At 61.5% G+C, this 17,999-nt stretch carries 17 protein-coding genes and 1 pseudogene; 5 read left to right on the plus strand and 13 right to left on the minus strand.

Translation table 11 applies throughout. The features are described 5' to 3' along the window. Positions 1–76 precede the first annotated feature (76 nt). From LPA36_RS19430 to LPA36_RS19440, 3 genes are all read right to left on the minus strand, one after another. Positions 77–742: a DUF1120 domain-containing protein gene (locus LPA36_RS19430; protein ID WP_228880156.1), complete on the minus strand. Its 666-nt coding sequence runs from the start codon at positions 740–742 to the stop codon at positions 77–79. 472 nt (positions 743–1,214) lie between these two features. Further along, positions 1,215–1,877, minus strand: a complete 663-nt coding sequence (locus tag LPA36_RS19435; protein WP_228880158.1) for a DUF1120 domain-containing protein — start codon at positions 1,875–1,877, stop codon at positions 1,215–1,217. A 354-nt stretch (positions 1,878–2,231) separates the two neighbouring features. Continuing rightward, the gene (locus LPA36_RS19440) at positions 2,232–2,909 is read right to left on the minus strand and encodes a DUF1120 domain-containing protein (protein WP_228880159.1); all 678 of its coding nucleotides are present in this window, start codon (positions 2,907–2,909) and stop codon (positions 2,232–2,234) included. A 294-nt stretch (positions 2,910–3,203) separates the two neighbouring features. Here LPA36_RS19440 and LPA36_RS19445 point away from each other — a divergent pair, with 294 nt between their 5' ends. Continuing rightward, positions 3,204–5,708 (plus strand): autotransporter outer membrane beta-barrel domain-containing protein, encoded by a 2,505-nt coding sequence (locus LPA36_RS19445; RefSeq protein WP_228880160.1) that lies wholly within the window; start codon positions 3,204–3,206, stop codon positions 5,706–5,708. A gap of 63 nt (positions 5,709–5,771) precedes the next feature. On the opposite strand, the gene LPA36_RS19450 is transcribed toward LPA36_RS19445, so the two are convergent. Next, positions 5,772–6,608: a hypothetical protein gene (locus tag LPA36_RS19450; protein ID WP_228880161.1), complete on the minus strand. Its 837-nt coding sequence runs from the start codon at positions 6,606–6,608 to the stop codon at positions 5,772–5,774. A gap of 345 nt (positions 6,609–6,953) precedes the next feature. Between LPA36_RS19450 and LPA36_RS19455 the strand changes: the two are divergent. The 4 genes and pseudogenes from LPA36_RS19455 to LPA36_RS19470 form a co-directional block, all read left to right on the plus strand. Further along, a pseudogene (locus tag LPA36_RS19455) lies at positions 6,954–7,544 on the plus strand (fimbria/pilus chaperone family protein); the annotation flags it as partial. Between the two features lie 55 nt (positions 7,545–7,599). Further along, positions 7,600–8,688: a fimbria/pilus outer membrane usher protein gene (locus tag LPA36_RS19460; RefSeq protein ID WP_228880163.1), complete on the plus strand. Its 1,089-nt coding sequence runs from the start codon at positions 7,600–7,602 to the stop codon at positions 8,686–8,688. Between the two features lie 28 nt (positions 8,689–8,716). Further along, entirely contained in the window at positions 8,717–9,313 is a 597-nt protein-coding gene (locus LPA36_RS19465; RefSeq protein ID WP_228880165.1) for a DUF1120 domain-containing protein, read from the plus strand. A gap of 248 nt (positions 9,314–9,561) precedes the next feature. After that, complete coding sequence (locus LPA36_RS19470; RefSeq protein WP_228880177.1) at positions 9,562–10,377, plus strand: alpha/beta hydrolase; 816 nt, start codon at positions 9,562–9,564, stop codon at positions 10,375–10,377. An 85-nt stretch (positions 10,378–10,462) separates the two neighbouring features. Here the strand turns inward: LPA36_RS19470 and fliR are convergent, their stop codons facing one another. From fliR to fliJ, 9 genes are all read right to left on the minus strand, one after another. Beyond that, positions 10,463–11,245 (minus strand): flagellar biosynthetic protein FliR, encoded by a 783-nt coding sequence (fliR, locus tag LPA36_RS19475; protein ID WP_228880179.1) that lies wholly within the window; start codon positions 11,243–11,245, stop codon positions 10,463–10,465. A gap of 25 nt (positions 11,246–11,270) precedes the next feature. Beyond that, complete coding sequence (gene fliQ, locus LPA36_RS19480) at positions 11,271–11,540, minus strand: flagellar biosynthesis protein FliQ (RefSeq protein ID WP_228880181.1); 270 nt, start codon at positions 11,538–11,540, stop codon at positions 11,271–11,273. 25 nt (positions 11,541–11,565) lie between these two features. Further along, positions 11,566–12,387, minus strand: coding sequence for a flagellar type III secretion system pore protein FliP (fliP, locus tag LPA36_RS19485; protein WP_228880183.1), 822 nt, complete (start codon positions 12,385–12,387; stop codon positions 11,566–11,568). Next, positions 12,388–12,993: a flagellar biosynthetic protein FliO gene (fliO, locus tag LPA36_RS19490; RefSeq protein WP_407674307.1), complete on the minus strand. Its 606-nt coding sequence runs from the start codon at positions 12,991–12,993 to the stop codon at positions 12,388–12,390. Continuing rightward, entirely contained in the window at positions 12,990–13,466 is a 477-nt protein-coding gene (fliN, locus tag LPA36_RS19495) for a flagellar motor switch protein FliN (protein ID WP_228880185.1), read from the minus strand. The genes fliO and fliN overlap by 4 nt, the downstream gene beginning before the upstream one ends. Then, complete coding sequence (fliM, locus tag LPA36_RS19500; protein ID WP_228880188.1) at positions 13,459–14,457, minus strand: flagellar motor switch protein FliM; 999 nt, start codon at positions 14,455–14,457, stop codon at positions 13,459–13,461. The genes fliN and fliM overlap by 8 nt, the downstream gene beginning before the upstream one ends. 54 nt (positions 14,458–14,511) lie before the next feature. After that, positions 14,512–15,012 (minus strand): flagellar basal body-associated protein FliL, encoded by a 501-nt coding sequence (gene fliL / locus LPA36_RS19505; protein ID WP_228880190.1) that lies wholly within the window; start codon positions 15,010–15,012, stop codon positions 14,512–14,514. Between the two features lie 898 nt (positions 15,013–15,910). After that, positions 15,911–17,497: a flagellar hook-length control protein FliK gene (locus LPA36_RS19510; RefSeq protein WP_228880193.1), complete on the minus strand. Its 1,587-nt coding sequence runs from the start codon at positions 17,495–17,497 to the stop codon at positions 15,911–15,913. 41 nt (positions 17,498–17,538) lie between these two features. Continuing rightward, the gene (fliJ, locus tag LPA36_RS19515) at positions 17,539–17,988 is read right to left on the minus strand and encodes a flagellar export protein FliJ (protein ID WP_228880196.1); all 450 of its coding nucleotides are present in this window, start codon (positions 17,986–17,988) and stop codon (positions 17,539–17,541) included. Positions 17,989–17,999 lie beyond the last annotated feature (11 nt).

Here is a 17,999-nt window from a genome sequence, read left to right on the forward strand (position 1 = left end):
TGCGTAGTGCGGATGTGGGAGCGGCCCGGGTCTGTTAAGACCCGGGCCGCTCCTGTTTTACGAAAGCGCTAACCGATCACAGATAGACCATCGAGAATGTGACGAGACCATCGAGCGGAATGTCCTGGTTCAGCGGCAATGCGCTGCCCTTGTTCACGCCAGCCATGATCGAGAAGTTCTGGCTGAAAACTGTATGAGCGGCGGGTGTCAGGGTGCCCGGGGTGGCCCACGAACGGAATTCCTTCGTCGGCGAGACGGCACTTGCGGTCGATGCCTTGGTCCAGGTCGTCGCGTTGTCGCTCCAGATATTGTCGACTGCGGCGCCGTCGCCGGTCCCTTGACCAGACATCCGTACTACATAGGCGCCGATATTGATGCCGTTCACCGTGCCGAGGCCGTAGCCGTCGACATCGTAATGGTTGCTGTCGATAGAGTGGACGACGCCCGACGCGAGGCTTGATGCGCGATTGTCCAGCAGCTTGATCGCGATGACCGCCGGTGCGTCGCACGTGACGGTGACGCTCGTCGTCTTTGTGCCAATGTTAGTAAAGCTATTTGCATTGATCGTCGAGGCCGGGATCGTGCCGAAGTCGACGACACCGCCGCCAGCGAGCGTGGGCGTGCACGACGTCGGCGCGATCGTACCGATGATTTTCAGGTCAACCGAATCGGCCGCAAAGGCGCCGACCGACGTTGCGGCCAGCAGGGCGGCCAGAAGGGTGTTTTTTGAAATGAGTTTCATCTTTAGGTCTTTGTAGGTTGATCAGCAAAAAGAACGCGACTAATTCAGTTGCGCCGAATTCATGAGTTGAATTCTGGCGATTCGCATCGCGTTGCCGAATAGTGGTTCATTGAAATCGTGGCGACCACATGAACGGTCGTAACTGCACTGGCGAGCAAGCTTATCGATTCTCGTCATTGGCGGACTGTGCCCACGAAACAGGTCGCTTCCTCAATATGTTTCCGGGAATGTGCGACCGGCCAGCCACAGATGCGACACCACGGCAAGCTCCCGCTTGAGTTGCTCAATGCGACCACACAGTCCGCGCAACATGGCTTCCCCAGATCCAGAAAACATCGCTGTTGAACTACACCAGGTGTTGATGCAGGTGTTTTTGTGGTCTGGATGTGAGAGCGGGCCGGAGCTGTGAAGAGCCGGCCCGCTTGCCACGTGTTGCCGGAAAATGCGTTGCCGGCTCACATGCTGCTGCGTATTACAGGTAGACCATCGAGATGGTTGCCAGGCCGTCGAGCGGCACGTCTTGCGATGCCGGCAGCGCGCTGCGCTTGTTGATGCCGATCGTTGCGTTCAGGTTGGTCGTCATCGTCGTGAATGCCTTCGGCACGCCGTTCGAATCCGATGCCGTTGCCAGCTTGTTCGTGTTCAGGTTGCGGTTCGCGTCCGTTGCGACGGCCCAGGTCGTGCCGTTGTCGAGCGAGATCGCGCCGTTGCCTGCGTTGCCGTCAGCGGTCGGATCGCTGAAGCCCAGCGTGTACGAACCGACGTTGGCCGTGCCAACCGTGCCGAGACCGAACGCGTCGGCGTCCGTCAGGCCTGCGACGAGCGTGCTGGCGATACCCGGCACGACGCTGCTTGCGCGGTCGTCGACCACATGCACTGCCACGCGAGCAGGCTGGTCGCAGGTGATCGTCAGTGCGCTCGTGTGCGAGCCGAGGTTCGTGAAGGCATTCGCGGCGATGGTGCCGCCGCTGATCGTGCCCAGATCGATAACGCCGCCACCAGACAATGTCGGCGTGCACGACGCTGGCGTGATCTGACCAATAACCTTCAGGTCGACCGAGTCAGCTGCAAATGCGCTGACCGACGCAGCAGCGAAGAGTGCAGCGAGGAGAGTGTTTTTCGAAACGAGTTTCATGGATATCTCTTGCAAAGTTGGTGAGGAAGAAGAACTCGACTGGTTTTTCGCGCCGTGTCCTTGATCCGAATCTTGATAAATTGCTCTGGATTGTTGAATCGCAATTTCTTTAAATGTGTCGGCTCACGTTGGTGGATGTCGCAAAAGGGTCCACATCGCCTTGCAACGTGAGACGGGCCACGTTGAAAATGCGGTAAGAAGCATAGGAAATTTCGTGTGATTGAGTAATTGGGCTCGATACACGATGCGACCTACGCACACTGAGAGAGGGACTCCGTCAGGAAAGATATCCATCACGCAGTGAGGTCGATCTGTTCAGGGCTCCGACCGCGTTTTCGTGCTATCGCCAGCTGGTTACAGATAGACCAGCGAGAATGTCGCCAGGCCGTCAAGCGGCACGACCTGATTGAGAGCGGGCAGATTAGCGGCCTTGTCAACCACCGCGGTCACGTTGAACATTTGGCTGATGGATTTGTAGGCACCAGGAGTCGGAGATCCCCACGCTTGAATCCGGGAACCGTCCGCTTTCATGGCATAGTGTGTGACGCCGCTGCTGGCGTCCCAAGTAGAGCCACCATCGTTGGAACTCGCATGCGGTGTCGATTTGCCGTCGGCATACCCAACCGTAGCGGAAGATGTCAAAGTATAAGTACCCACCTTCTTTCCGCCCACCATACCCAACCCAAATCCCATGGCGTCACTAAACGTGTAGCCGTCTGAATACTGAGCGGCGCCTGCGACCGCAGAGCCCGTGCGACCGTCGACGGCCTTGACTGCAACCACAGTAGGTTCGTCGCAAGCGAGGTTCAGCGTGACGGTCTTCGTTCCGAGTTTGTTAAGACTGGTCTGGCTAAGCGAAGCTGCGGGAATGTTGCCAAAGTCAACAACGCCACCGCCACTCAGCGTCGGCGTGCAAGATGGCGGCACGATTGTGCCGATGATCTTCAGGTCGACCGAATCAGCAGCGAAGGCGCCAACCGAAGCAGCTGCGAGCACGGCGGCCAGAAGAGTTTGCTTGGAAACGAGTTTCATGATTTACATTCAAAGTGAGTTTTAGGAAACAAGAACCCGGCTAGTCGTGTTGGCGCCGTGTCCTTGAGACGAATTCTGCGATGTCCTTCCGCTTTTCTGAATCGTAGTTTCCTTAAATCGCAGGTTAGGACCTGACGCATGGTTTATGCAGGTTCAGAAGAAACTGGAAATGATCCCGCGGCCAATAATTAGTAAACCTACGATTCACGCCTCGGACTGGTCTGTCCAGAATCCGCGTTCCGCGCGTGCCTTCCGCTTTGAGCAGGCATCAGCGCTCAACCGGAACGGACTCTCATGTTTTCTCTCCCTATCAGGCGCGCGCCCCTCGCGATCGCCGTATCACTCCTCGCTGCCGGTACATCCGCGCATGCATACGTTCTCGTGCCCAGCGGCGCGCGTGTTGTCACCGCCCAGACCACGCCCGACGACTACGAACTTCAGAATGCCGCCTCGCTGGAAGTGCAGCCGGGCGCGACCGTGTACGGCGTGCGCACCGGCTACACAGGCACCGGCGCACAGGTCCTGCTGGACTCGGGCGCGCAAATCTCCACACACGGTTTGCTCGTCAACGGTGGCGCGCTCGACGTAGCCGCGGCATCGGCGCCAGGTGTCCAGACGATCATCCGAAACGACGGCACGGCCAGCGATCTTGGCGATGCGGTACGTCTGAAAAACGGCAGCACGGGCACGCTGCGAGATGTGTTGCTGGAAAGCACCGCTGGCAACAGCTACGCCGGGCTTCAGGCGGAAACGAGTTCGACGGTTTCAGTCAGCGATGGGACCATCCGAAGCGCCGGATGGGGCGTGATCGGCGGGACTGGTGCGCAGATTGACCTGCAACGCGTGACGGTCGAAGCTGGCGCGAATACCGGCGCGTTTATTAGCGCCGGCGCACAGATGACCACGACCGACAGCAGCATCACCGGCCCGAAAGGGGTGGAAGTGCGTCAGCAGAACGCCAGCTTTACCGGCCATAACACTTCGATCACCGGAACAACTGGCGACGGCGTGACGATGGTCGGCGACGCATCGGTTGTGCTCGATAGCGGTTCGTCTGTGCAGGGCGCAAAGAACGGCATCGCCGTAGCACTGATTCCGGGCGCGCCGACTGGCAATAACACGATCAGCCTCACGGACACGTCGGTCACCGGCGCAAATGGCGCCGCGATTCTCGCCTCGTCGGCGAGTCACACGGATATCACCGTTGCGGGATCGAGCGTGTTGAACGGCTCGGACGGAAACCTGTTGCATGTTGGGCCAGGCAGTACCGCGAACTTCAACGTCATCGCCGCGAACCTGAAGGGCAACGTGACCGCTGATGATCGCTTCGGCGCCAACGTCTCGCTCACGAACGGCGCGACGCTTACGGGCAATCTGATTCGCGTCGGCGATGTCGCGGTCAGCAACGGCGCTGCGTGGAATCTGACCCAGAGCAACACGATCGGCAACCTGAGCCTGAATGGCGGCACGGTGGTGCTGGACAATGGAGTCGACAAGACGCTTACCATCGCGGGCAATCTGAGCGGGCAGGGCACGTTCGCAATCCACACGGATCTCGGCGACGTGCACGGCGACCTGATCGACGTGCAAGGCTCGGCGTCCGGTCAACATCAACTGCAGGTGCGCAACACCGGGCGCGAACCCGACGCACCGGGCGGCAAGCTGATGGTCGTCCAGACTGCAGGCGGCCCCGCGACGTTCTCTCTGAAGGGCGACAAGGTCGACGCGGGTGTCTACGAGTATCGTCTCGCGCAGCAGGGCACCGACTGGTATCTGCAGAACACCGCGGTGAATCCCGTGAATCCCGTCGACCCAGTCAACCCGGTTGATCCGTCCGACAACACGCCCGATACGCCGTCGTCGAACACGCCGGACAACAAGCCAGTGATCACGCCATCGGCCGCGACGATTTTGGGTCTCTTCACCGCGCCCGCCACCGTCGCTTATGAACAGATGGATGTTCTGCGCACGCGCATGGGCGAACTTCGTCGCGACGAACAGGGTAGCGGTGCGTGGGCACGCGGTTATGGCTCGAGCTATCGTGTTTCGAGTGCGGCCGGCCAGCCATTCACGCAGGACCAGAGCGGTGTCGCAATCGGTGGGGATCGCAAGTTCGTGGTGTCGGGTGGCAAGGTGCTCGTTGGCGGCAGCTTCGGATACACGAACGCGAACCTGACGTTCGCGCCGGGCGCGGACGGCGTCGTAGAAAGCCAGACACTCGGCGGCTACGTAACGTGGCTGCGCGACGACGGTTACTACGCCGATGCAGTGCTGCAGGCGAGCCGCTTCGCGAATCGCGGCGACGCGACGATGAGCGACGGCGTTCGTACGCATGGCAACAACGTCAACTATGGCTTTGGCAGTTCGCTGGAAGTGGGCCGCCATATTGGCGTGCAGGACAACTGGTTCGTGGAACCGTACGTGCAACTCGCTGGCCTGTTCTCGAGCGGCAGCAGCTTCTCGCTTGATAACGGCATGCAGGCCACCAACGGGCGCAACGCGTCGTTGCAGGCAAAGATCGGCGTCGCCGCGGGCAAGGATTTCAAGCTCAACGAAGGCAGCGTGATCCAGCCTTACGCAAAAGTCGCGTTCATCAACGAGTTCGCGCACAGCAATCCAGCGTACGTGAACGGCATTGAGTTCGCGACGGATCTCGCGGGTCCGCGCGGTGAACTGGCGGTCGGCGTAACTGCGCAGGTCAAGAAGTCATTCCATCTGTTCGCCGAATACAGCTACTCGAAGGGTGACAAGATCGAGAAGCCGTGGGCATTGACGGGCGGAATGCGTTACGTCTGGTAAAGATCCAGCTGCTAAAGAGAAAGGCCGTCGCGAATATTCACGACGGCCTTCTTTTTTAGCGCCCTACCGCGCCGTGAATCGGGAAGCTTGCGTCCTGATCGCCGCATCCAGTGTCTGGCAATCGGGCAGCACGCTACTCACGCAGTCGAGAAACGTCCGGCAGCGCGACGAAAGCACAGGCGGCTGCGGTTCGACAAGCGTAGCAGCGGGATGCCGAAGCGCAGCGTGATCAAGAAGCACATCGGGAATGCTGGTCTCGCCGCGCAGACGAAACAGCATCAGCAGTTCAATCGGCATCGCCTGTTCAACCGGGTGATCGAAATCGAACAACATTTGCCCCGAATCGAGGCGGCAATGTGACAGGTGCCGGTCCGCAAGTTGCTCCGCGAGCGGCGCGAAAACGGAGTCTGGCGTGTTCCACGAATCGATGACCTCGACGAGCAATTCCTCGCCTTTCTGGAACGTGCACGGCACGACCGGTACGTTCAGCCCCTTACCCGCCACGCTGACAATCATCCCTGTAATGCCACCCGGGACCGGACGCCCTGCGTGATCGACGTTGCCGCCAAACCAGCATTCGAGCACGTGCGCGGCAAGGTCGGGCCAGCCAAGTGTTACCAGCATTGCGATCAGCAACGCCATATCGCGGTCATAGATCTGACGACGGCGCGGACCTCTCCAGACGTCTTCGTAAATCGCAAGGGCGTAGGTGCCCGCCAGCGCTTCGAGAACGCCCTTCCTCAAGGCGTTCCAGTCCGGCTCAGTTGTGTCCTCGTTCACGTTCAGATCGATACCGCGCCACTGACGCAAACGTCCCAGCCAGTAAAGCGGTCGCGCAGCGCTTGGCAGCGGAATGGCGGCCGGCGCGCGGAAGAAATCCTTCAATGCGTCGCGATGCATGCCGTCAAGCGCGGACGCTTCGGCGTACGCCGCGTGAAGAATTATTTGACGTTGTTTGTCAGGATCGGATGAAGGTGGATTAAGCAACGTGGGGCCCCGGGCAGATGTGCATTTTGACCGCTGACCATACGGAGTTGCATGTGCTTGCGCCATCGTAGTTTTATGAATTTGCAGTGCGTTGAGCGTGTATCGCGCAACCTCAAAACAGAAAAGCGCTTTTTTAAAGGACTAATTCGAGATTTAAAGATTCTGCGATTCAGAAGACTCCCCGGTTCTTCCAAACTCAATGCATCGAGACACACGTCGTTGCACTCAGGCGGCGACCGAACCCAAGGAGCTTCAATCATGAAATCGATCCACTTCAAACTTCGTAACGTCGTCGTCGCTGCCGCCATGCTCGCGGGCTTTGCGAACGTCGCGATGGCAACCGGCATGGTGCCGGAAACATCGGTGGTTCTCGTCAACGAAGCAGATGGCGAAGCGACCATGAACGTGAAAAACAGCGAGAGCACACCGCAGCTTCTCTACACGTCGGTGACGCACATCGAAGAAGACCAGGAAAACCTGGTTGTGGTTACGCCGCCGGTTGCACGCGTTGAAGGCAGCCAGACGCAGACGGTGCGTTTCGTGTTGCAGAACAAGACGCCGCTGACCGTTGAGCGCCTCGAGCGCGCTGTCTTCGAAGGCATTCCGCCGCGTGATCCGAAAGCAGGCGCCCGCGTGACGATGACCGTCCGCCAGGATCTGCCGCTCGTGATTCACCCGAAGGGTCTCGCAGTCAATCGCGAACCGTGGAAGGAGCTGAAGGTATCGATCACCGGCGACGAGCTGACGATCGAAAACCCGAGCGCCTATGTCGTGCGTCTCGCACAGACGGTGCAGTTGCAGCCGCAACAGAAGAACGTCGAGTTGCCGCGTCCCTACGTGCTGCCGAACGGCGTCGATCAGCACGCCGATTACGGAGTCGCTCTCGTTCAACGCGTCCGCTTCCATGCAGACGCCCGGCTATCGCACGCTGACCGATACGACGCAGGACACGACGCAGAACTGGAACGACAACCACTATCGCGATCAGTACACCGCATCGGCAGCGTGGCTTCATCCGTGGCTGGGTGGCTTTACTGCCGGTTACACGCGCTCGAACCTGTTCAACGGCCAGACATCGCAACGCGTGACCGGCTCGTGGGGTCGCACGTTCAAGTACGCGACGGTCAATCTGAACATCGAGCACGCACTGGGTGGCGGCGCGTCCGGCAGCACGGGTAACTCGATTTACCTGACGGCGACGATTCCGTTCGGCAAGCGCAGCGTGAAGACGTACGTGAACTCGACGGACGGCAATGCACGTGTGGGTGCAACGTATAGCGAAGTAGTCAGCGATGAACTCAACTACACGCTGAACGGCGAACTGCAACCGAATAACGGCGCGGCGTCGAGCAGCGCAACGGCATCGATTACGCCGCACTACACGCAGATGAACGTCGGTGTGTCGCAAAACGGTACGAACTCGACGTCGTACAACGCGGAACTGCGCGGCGGTGTTGTGGCACACAAGCATGGCGTGACGTTCTCGCCGTATCCGGTGAGCGACACGTTCGGTATCGCGAAGACGAGCGATGTGGCGGGCGTCAAGATTTCGACGCCGCAAGGTCCGGTATGGACGGACTTCTGGGGTCAGGCAGTCATCCCGACGGAAGCCGCATATTCGACGAGCCGTATCGAAGTGTCAGGCAAGACGCTGCCGCGCAACGTCGATATCGGTAACGGATTTGCTCAGGTCAACCCGGGTCGCGGCTCGGTGAACTACGTGAACTTCGACATCGTCAAGGTGCGCCGCATTCTGCTGCGCGCCATCGACAAGCGCGGTCAGGTGCTGCCGAAGAACGCGTCCGTGCTCGACAAGGACGACAACTACCTCACCACCGTACTCGACGACGGCAACATCTTCCTGAATGGAAACGAGGGTGAAGAGCTTAAGGTTGTGGATCTGGATGGCAACCGCTGCTCGCTTGAATACAAGCTGGCTGAAAAGCCCGACCTGAAGAGCTACTTTGAAAATGCAGAGGCCGTGTGCCGTTAAGGCCACGCTTTCCTGAAGGAGAAACGTCATGAAACTCAAACTTTATCCTGTGCGCGCGCTGGGCACGATCGTTGCGCAAATCACGGCCGCCGCACTGCTCGCGATGGGCGGCTGTACCGCGGCGCAGGCACAAGGCCCAGGCGAATGCCAGATGACCGTGAACGATAGCTCGGTCGACTACGGTGTATTCACCCGCTATCAGCTTCAGGGCGAAAACCCGCAGGCACCGACGCTGAGTCTCGGCAAGCGTCAGCTAACGCTGAACATGAACTGCCGGATGCCGGTGACGATGGCCGTGGCTTTTCGCAGCGGCGCGAACGGAGCGGACTACAGCTTCGGCAATGGCGGCACGGTCACCGTGCGGATGACGGGCGCGCAGGTCGATGGAAGGCCCGCACTGGTGGGCAGCAGCGCCGGCGCCGGCATGATCCCGGCGAGCCCTGCGGCGATTGCACAGTTTGCGCCGGGTCAGGTGATCGTGCCGATCGTCGACGGACGCCCGGCCAAAGGCACAAGCTTCTCGGCGCAGGTTGAAGTCGATCCGCGGATCCCTGCTGCTAACGCGAGGGTTGCGGGCCGGACCAGTCTCGAAAGCAACGGATCGTTCCAGCTCATCACGCAGTAACAGTCGTACTGTCGATCTTTGCGCCGGCGGCTTGTGTGCGCCGGCGTTTCTGTTTCATCTAAACCCGCGATGCCGTTTCCGGATGCGCTTAACAGGGCAACCGGAGTCGTGCGTCGGATCAACCTCTACATCATGAAAGAAATCCGCCTGATGCAAGTCATGCTCCCCATCGTGGATATCCGTTGCCGCTTCAACCGCGTGCGGCGTGATCCGCTCTCCACAACGCCTCCAGATCCCGCGAGCACGCCATGAAAACAAAGACGGGGGCACTCCTGATCCATGGCCTCGGCGGCACTGAGTACGATCTGGGCGGTCTGAGAAAGACGCTCGGCAAAGCCGGCATCGACGCCCACGCGATCCTGCTGCCAGGCCACGGCGAAACACCGGAGCGTCTTGCAACGATCCGCGCCGAAGACTGGGTGGGCGCGGCGCTCGCACGCTACGAAGAACTCGCCGCGCAGTACGACGAGTTTCACATCATCGGCATGTGCATGGGCGCACTGGTGAGCATCGCGCTATGCGACGCCGTCGCGCATACCAAAGGCCGGCTGGTTTTACTGTCGCCGCCCGTTCATATCGATGGATGGAAGGTGCCCTGGTATGGGGCGATACGCCATCTGTTCTATCGCATTCCCGGGCTCGCGCGCCGGATGAAGGTGCGCGAAGCCGAGCCGTTCGGCATCAAGAATCCGCTGATGCGTGGAATCGTGCGCTCGCGAATGGAGCGCGGCCATAACCTTCACTATCGATGGGTGCCGCTCGCGTCGGTGAGACAGGTCGACCGGCTGCGCCGACGGGTCAAGCGTTGCGCCGGACGGATCACGTGTCCGACGGTCATCGCCCACGCGCGCGCGGATGAACTCACGAGCCTGCGGTCGGCGACGTTCCTCGAAAGCAGGATCGCCGACGCGCGCACCGTCGTGCTGGAAAACAGCTATCACATGATCTGTATCGACAACGACAGTCATCTCGTCGAGCAGACGGTGCTGAAGTTCCTCGGTCTGCCGGCGCAGGCGCCGAGCCGCTTTTCACGCAGGCTGCAGGAGCGCGCCCGAGCGGCGTGATGCCGGAACGCACGCGCGGGCGCGGCGTAAGCGAGTCGGCGCTTCACGCCGCAAAAAAAAGTTGCGTGCGCAACGCACGCGCACGCTATCTGAACTCCGCCGCCACGCGTCCCATCTCCTCGATGCCGCTGTCGAAGAGTCGCGAGAAATACGGAATCATGTTCGGCAGCATCAGCTGCACGAGGAGCAGGCCGACCAGCATCGTCAGCGGCAGGCCGACCTGGAACACGCCGATCTGCGGTGCTGCGCGGTTGAGAATGCCAAGCGCCAGGTTCGCGATCAGGAGCGCCGTCACAACTGGCATCGCCAGCAGCAATCCCGAAGTCAGCACCGTCGAACCATATCCCGCCAGCGCGCGCCAGCCGTTCGCCCCCAGAATGTTCGCCGAAACCGGAATCGACTGGAACGTCGCGATGAGGGCGCTCACCATCTGCAGGTGGCCGTCGAACGCGAGGAACGTCAGCATCGCGATCGTCCACATAAAGCGCGAGAGCACCGCGCTCGAGCCGCTTGCGTGCACGTCGAAGAACGTCGCGAAGCCAAGACCCATGCTAAGCCCGATGATGTCGCCGGTCGCCTCGACCGCCGCGAACACGATCTGCATCACGAAGCCGAGTGCAATCCCGATCAGGAACTGGTTGACGATGATCCACACGCCTTCGGCGGAAAACACGGTAGCCTGCGGCAGCGCGCCGAGCGTCGGCGCAATGATGAGCGTGACAAACGCGGCAAGTCCCACTTTCACCCGTACAGGTACCGACGTGTCGCCCAATGCGGGCGCAGCCGCCACGAGCGCGAGAATCCGCACGAAGGGCCACAGGAACGCAGTAAGCCATGTGTTCAGCTGCGCGTAGGTGACGGAGAACATGACGGGACGTGCAGCAGGAATGCGATCAGCTGGCGAGCGACGGAACGCTCGTGAGCATGTGGCGCATGTAGTCGAGCATCGTCGTGAGCATCCACGGTCCAGCGATGACGAGCGTGATGAGAATCGCGATCAGCTTCGGAATGAACGACAGCGTGGTTTCGTTGATCTGCGTCGCGGCCTGAAACAGGCTCACAAGCAGACCGACGACGAGCGCTACCATCAGCAGCGGCGCGGCCAGGATCATCGAAACGTACATCGCCTGGTGCGCGAGAGTGGTGACGGTTTCTGGCGTCATGGCCGGTCTCCTTCGTGTGCGCCGTTCAGACGAAGCTCTGCGCGAGCGAGCCGAGCAGCAACTGCCAGCCGTCCACGAGCACGAACAGCATCAGCTTGAACGGCAGCGAGATTGTCGCGGGCGAGATCATCATCATCCCCATCGACATCAGCACGCTCGCCACCACCATATCGATGATGAGAAACGGAATGAAGATCGTGAAGCCGATCTGGAACCCGGTTTTCAGCTCGCTCGTGATGAACGACGGCACCAGCAGCGACAGCGGCACGTCTTCCGGGCCTTGCATCGGAGCCGCATGCGAAATGCGGGCGAAAAGCGCGAGATCGCCTTCGCGGGTCTGGCGCAGCATGAACGTCTTGAACGGCAAAACGCCGCGCGAGACGGCCTGATCCATCTGCATCGTGCCGTCGGAGAACGGCTTGTAGCCGTCGGTGTACGCCTTGTCCAGCACCGGCGACATGATGAAGAGCGTAAGGAACAGCGCGAGGCCGACCAGCACCTGGTTGGGCGGCGTCGAGTTCGTGCCGAGCGCCTGGCGCAGCAGCGAAAGCACGATGATGATGCGCGTGAAGCTCGTCATCATCAGCACCATCGCCGGCAGGAACGACAGCATCGTGAGCAGCAGCATCGTCTGCACGCTCAGCGAGTACGTCGTGCCGCCGTTCGGACCGGGGCTCGTGTTGAAGGCGGGCAGGCCCGCCGTCTGCGCGAACGAAAGCGCCGGCAGCGTCAGCAGCAGCGCCGGCAGTGCGAGCGCGGCGGCGCGCTTCAGCACGGTGCGGGTCTTCGTCGGGGCGTGGCGGATCGGCGCGCAGACGTCCTGCGCCTCAGAATGATTGAACTGCATTTACTGTTCTCCGCTGACGCTTCGCTGGAAACGTTTGCCTGCTTCCTGTTTCAGCGCGTCGCGAAAGCGTTGTCCGAAGGAGCCGGGGAGGGCGCCGGGCGCAGCGGGTGCACCCGGTGTTGTGAATCCGGCTTCGGCTGATCCGGCCGGCATGGTGTGCAGCAGCCGGACGTTACCCGGCGCCGTGCCAAGCACGAGCCACGTGTCCCCGATTTCGACGACCGCGACACGCTCCTTGCCGCCGAGCGATGCGCCGCCGATCGTCTTCACGAGGCCGCCGCGTTGCGACGGTTGCAGGCCGAGGCGTCGCGCGAGCCACGCACAGCCGAACACCAGGCCGATCACGACAGCGAGGCCGACAACCGTCTGAAGCACGGCACCGACGCCCAGCGACGGAACCGCTGAACCCGCTCCCACGCTCGATGCGATTTTCGCCGCGTTGTTGACCGCGTTCATGTCGGCGGCGCGAGCCTGCGATGCGTGAAGCGCCGCGCCGGACATCAGCACCACCGAAGCACACGATGTCATGAGCGCGGCGAACCGGGTGCGTGCAGCGAGCGGCAGGCCGCCCGTTGCGATCGCGGCCCGGCGGGTGAGGCGTTTCATCGGTTGAGCTTCCGGATACGCTCGGACGGCGTGATGATGTCCGTGAGACGGATACCGAACTTGTCGTTCACGACGACCACTTCGCCCTGTGCGATCAGGCAGCCGTTGACGAGCACGTCCATCGGTTCGCCGGCGAGGCCGTCGAGTTCCACGACCGAGCCCTGTGCGAGTTGCAGCAGGTTGCGGATCGCGATTTTCGTGCGGCCGAGTTCGACAGTCATCTGGACGGGAATGTCCAGGATCATGTCGATATCGTTACGCGTTGTCGTCGGTTCTACTTTCGACAGCGGCTGGAACACGCCCGCGGCGGCCGGTGCCGGTTCCGGGTTGTTGTTCTGCTCGGCGAGCGCGCTTGCCCAGTCGTCCATTGCAATGTCGTCTTCTTCGGTTGCGATTGCGGCTGCAGCTGCTGCGGCCAGTTCCGGGTCGCCGGCGGGCAGGTCGTTCTCCGGCGTGGGGTTCAGCTCACTCATATCCACCTTCCTTCATCGTGTCGGCTGCGCTGATCATTTTCTGGACCCGCAACGCGTACTGACCATTGAAAATTCCGTAGCCGCATTCCATCACCGGCACGCCATCGACTTTCGCCGTGAGGGTTTCGGGGATGTTGACCGGCAGCACGTCGCCCTTGCGCAGGTTCAGGATCTGCTGGAACGTCACCGGGATGCTGGCGAGGTCTGCCGTCAGTTCCACTTCGGCGCTCTGCACCTGTTGCGAGAGCACGCGTACCCAGCGGCGGTCGATGTCCATCGCTTCGCCCTGGATCGGCGACGACAGCGTGTCGCGGATCGGTTCGATCATCGAGTACGGCATGCAGATGTGCAGCGTGCCGCCCGTCGAGCCGAACTCGATCGAGAACTGCGTGACGATGACGATTTCGTTCGGCGTTGCGACGTTGGCGAACTGCGTGTGCATTTCTGAGCGCACGAATTCGAACTGCAGCGGACGCACGTTCTTCCACGAAGCCGTGTAGTGCTCGAACACGAGGTTCAGCAGCTTGCCGATGATGCGCTGTTCGGTGGCGGTGAAATCGCGGCCTTCGACGCGCGTGTGGAAGCGGCCATCGCCGCCGAACAGGTTATCGACGACGAAGAACACCAGGTTCGGATCGAACACGAACAGCGACGTGCCGCGCAGCGGCTTCACGTGGACGAGGTTCAGGTTCGTCGGGATCGGCAGATTGCGGGTGAATTCGCTGTACTTCTGCACCTTCACCGGACCGACGGAGATTTCCGCCGTGCGACGCATGAAGTTGAAAATGCCGATACGCAGGAGGCGCGCGAAGCGGTCATTGATGATTTCGAGGCCGGGCATCCGGCCGCGAACGATACGTTCCTGCGTGGCGATGTTGTACGGGCGTACGCCGGTACGATCCGCGGAATCGGATTCCGAGTCGGATTCGCCGGTGACGCCCTTGAGGAGGGCATCGACCTCCTCCTGGGACATGAACTCTTCGTGGCCCATCCTGTTCCTCGTGCGTCCCGTGACGGTTATTGTTGGCAGTGACGCGGCACTGCGTTACTGCACGACGAATTCGGTGAACAGCACGCCGGCGACGTGAGCCGGCTGGCCGCCGGTTTCAGTCGGCTGTTCGATCAGCGCTTCGAGTTCTTTTGCGAGCGCGTGTTTTCCGTCGAGGGTTTGCAGTTCTTCCGGGTGCTTGTTCGACAGCGCGAGCAGGACGCGGCTGCGAATTTCCGGCATGTGTTCGTTGAGCTGGTCATGGGTGGCCTGGTCTGCGAGCTTGAGCGTGAGACCGATGCGCAGGAAGTGTTGCTGGCCGTCATCCGACTGCAGGTTGACCGTGAGCGGTTCGAGCGGGAAGAACACCGGAGCGGGCGCCGGGGCCGGGGCGGCCGGCGATGCGGTGGCCGGAGCGCGCTTCGACATGAAGAACCAGGTGCCCGTACCGGCGGCGCCTGCGGCGACCAGTACGATCAGCAGGATCATGAGGATGCGCTTCATCGGTCCGGGAGCGGACGGCGCGATTGCTTGCTGGTTTGCGGTCGTGGTTGCCATGGGGTTTCAGATAGCCTCAATGCTGTAGGTTGGATTTTCGGGTTTCTTCCAGGCTTGCGATGGGTCGAAAAGAAGGGGGAATCGGGGTTAGCTCGTGTATTTGCCCGTTCGGGCTTTTTCTGGTTTTCTCTGTTTTTGTTTTTTTGTTGATCTGGAATTTGTTGGCCTTTCCTTGTTTTGCTTTTGGTCTATTAGCGTCGCCCCTGTGCGGGGCGGCACCTACTTTTCTTTGTCCCCCAAGGGGACTTCCTTCGGGGCGTCTTGCCAAAGAAAAGTAGGCAAAAGAAAGGCGCCTCGATAACTCACCCCTTCCAGGTGTGTCGCCACCGGGGAATGGCAACCCGTGAGATGTCGCCCTCACAGCCCACACAACAATGGTCCGCGCACGAGACCGTCCTTCGCACAGCACCGTCAGTGACAAGGCACTCATTCACCCGGCTCCGCTGCGCGTCGCCGACCGGCAAACCGGTGCGCGGATGCCGGCATGCCAAACCGCGAGAGGTGCGGTTTATGATCCGACCGCGACGCACGAAGTGCGGAGTGGGGTGGATGAGCGCCTTGTCACTGACGGTGCTGTGCGAGGGACGGTCTCGTGCGCGGACCAGACGAGTTTCTGTGCGGTGACGACACCTCATGGGTTGCCATTCCCCGAAAGCGACACACCGGGAAGAGACAAGTTTTCGAAGCGCCTTTCTTTTGCTTACTTTTCTTTGGCAAGACAAAGAAAAGTAAGTGCCGCCCCGCACAGGGGCAACGCCACAAGACCGACACGAATACAAGGAAAGGCCAAAGCAAAGAAACCGCCTCGGCACGAAGAAACCGAAATGCCGCCCCGCACAAGGGGCAACACCAATAGACCGACACGAATACAAGGAAAAGCCAAAAAGCCAGAAAAAAATCAGACAAACGTATCCACAATCCCAACACTGCGCCGAACAGGCAACGAAGCAGAAGCAACAACATCATCCTCACTGCCGGAGGCAAAAGAAGAACCACTACGCCCACCAGAAGAACCAGACCCAGAACCTGAACCAGGCTGCTGCTGCCCCCCAGCCTGGCGGGCAAACCCATCACTCACACTTGCACTGCCAAGCCCGATCCCCCCTTGCTCCATCGCTTCGCGCAATTTGGGAAGCGCGGCCTCCACTGCTTCCCGAACCTGCTGGTGCTGTGAAACAAACAACGCATGTGCATGGTTATCGGCAACCTGCAACACGACCTGAAGCGGTCCCAGATCCTTCGGGTTGAGCGTGAGCTCCGCCGTCTGCTGGTGTGCATTCGACAGAAACACCACCTTCTGCCCCAACGCCTCTTCCCAGTCAGGCGTGCCAACCGGCGGCGCCAGTGCCGCGCCCGCCGCCGCCACAGCAGTCGGATTCGTTGTCTGCACCGAAGCGCTCGAAGCCGCCGCCGTCGCAGCCTGCGTCGCTTCAAGGCTCGCGCTCGCCGCGTCAGCCGTGCTCTTCAGGGCAGCAAGGCTGTCCTGTGCGGTCCCCGCGCTTGCTGCCGCCATTGCGTCCGCCACCCCGCGTGCCACCGATACCTGCGGCGTGGCCGTCGCCACAGCATTCGCGACGGCCTCTTTCGCGCCTTCACCCTTCGTGCCCTTGCCGTCGGCAAACGATGCACCCGCCGCCAGACCCTTACCCATGCCATGGCCGCCGAGACCGGCATCCGTCGCAGAACCCACGCCAGCCGACGATGCGCCCGGTGCGCCCGCCGTCGTGGCCGCTCCCGGAACCGCGCCCTGACCACTGGCCAGCGCGGCAAACGCCGCCTGCAGTCCGTCCTGCACAGACTTGGGATCGAGCGACGCAAGCTTCTTGCCGATCGTCGTCGCGCCCGTCGCGAGCGTGCTCGCAGCAGATGTCGTCGCAGCGACCGCGGCCGTGGCATCGACCGGAAGCACGTCGGCCGCTTTGGCCGCTGCCGTGTCCATCGCGACACTTGCCTGTGCCTGTGCCTGCGCGGCGGCCGCCGCAGCCGCAGCCGCAGCCGCGGCTGCAGCCGCCAGCGCTGCGGCCGTTGCCGGCGTGGTCGGCGCATCGGCGTTTTGTTGCGACTTCGTGTCCGTATCGGTGGTCTTGCCCGTGCCGTTGCCGGCCGTGGTCTGCTGGCCCGCGCCCGTCGAGGCGTCCGCCTTCGTCGCGCCGTCCGTGTCCTCTTTGCCGTCGGTCGCGCTCGCGCTGTTGGCCTTCGAAGTAGGCGTCGAAGCGTCATGCACGCTCGAAGTCGACGAAGACGAAGCCGTCGACGATGCCGAAGAGGACGCAGCCGTCGTCGAGCCAGACGATGACGAAGGTTGCGACGATTGCGACGACGACTTGCTGACCGGCGGCTTTGCCGCGCTGTTCTGCGAGTCGATGCTCTGCTGCAGCGTCTGCGAGAACGGCAGCGTGCTGCCGCCCGACGCGGAGGACGACCCGCCCGATGTCGCGCCGGTGGTCGCGCCAAGCAGCGAATTGAGGAGTGAGAGTGGCGTCATGCGTGATCCCGTATGTTCGTGTCGGTCAGGGCGTGGCGGCGTCAGGCGCCTTCCACGCGCATCCGGAGAATGCGTGCTGCGTGTTCGTCGGCGTCGCGTTGCTCGCGGCGCGCGGTCTTCGTTGCCTCGACGGCTTCGCCGCGCGCCTGCAGCACTTCGAACGAGCCGAGTTTCTGCTTCTGGCGCTGCCAGTCGGGTTTCGCGGCCTCGACACGCGCGGTCGCGGCGGCAAGCAGCCCGCGCTGCTGCTGGATCGCGGTGTCGAGTGTGTCGATGAACGCCTGAAAGTTGCGCATGTTGCCGGCAGGCATGCCCGATTGCGCCGTCGCCGTGAAACGACGGTGATATTCGTCGCGATACTGCACGAGCGAGTCGAGCTGCGCTTCGACGTCGTTGCGCTCGCGCTGCACGCGGCCAAGCCGTTGCGCGGCGGCGTCGACGTCGTCCTGCGCGAGACCAATCAGTGTCTTGATCGGAAAATGTTTCGACATCGACGTTCTCC

This window comes from Paraburkholderia saeva, from assembly GCF_907164555.1.
Classification (GTDB): Bacteria; Pseudomonadota; Gammaproteobacteria; order Burkholderiales; family Burkholderiaceae; genus Paraburkholderia; species Paraburkholderia saeva.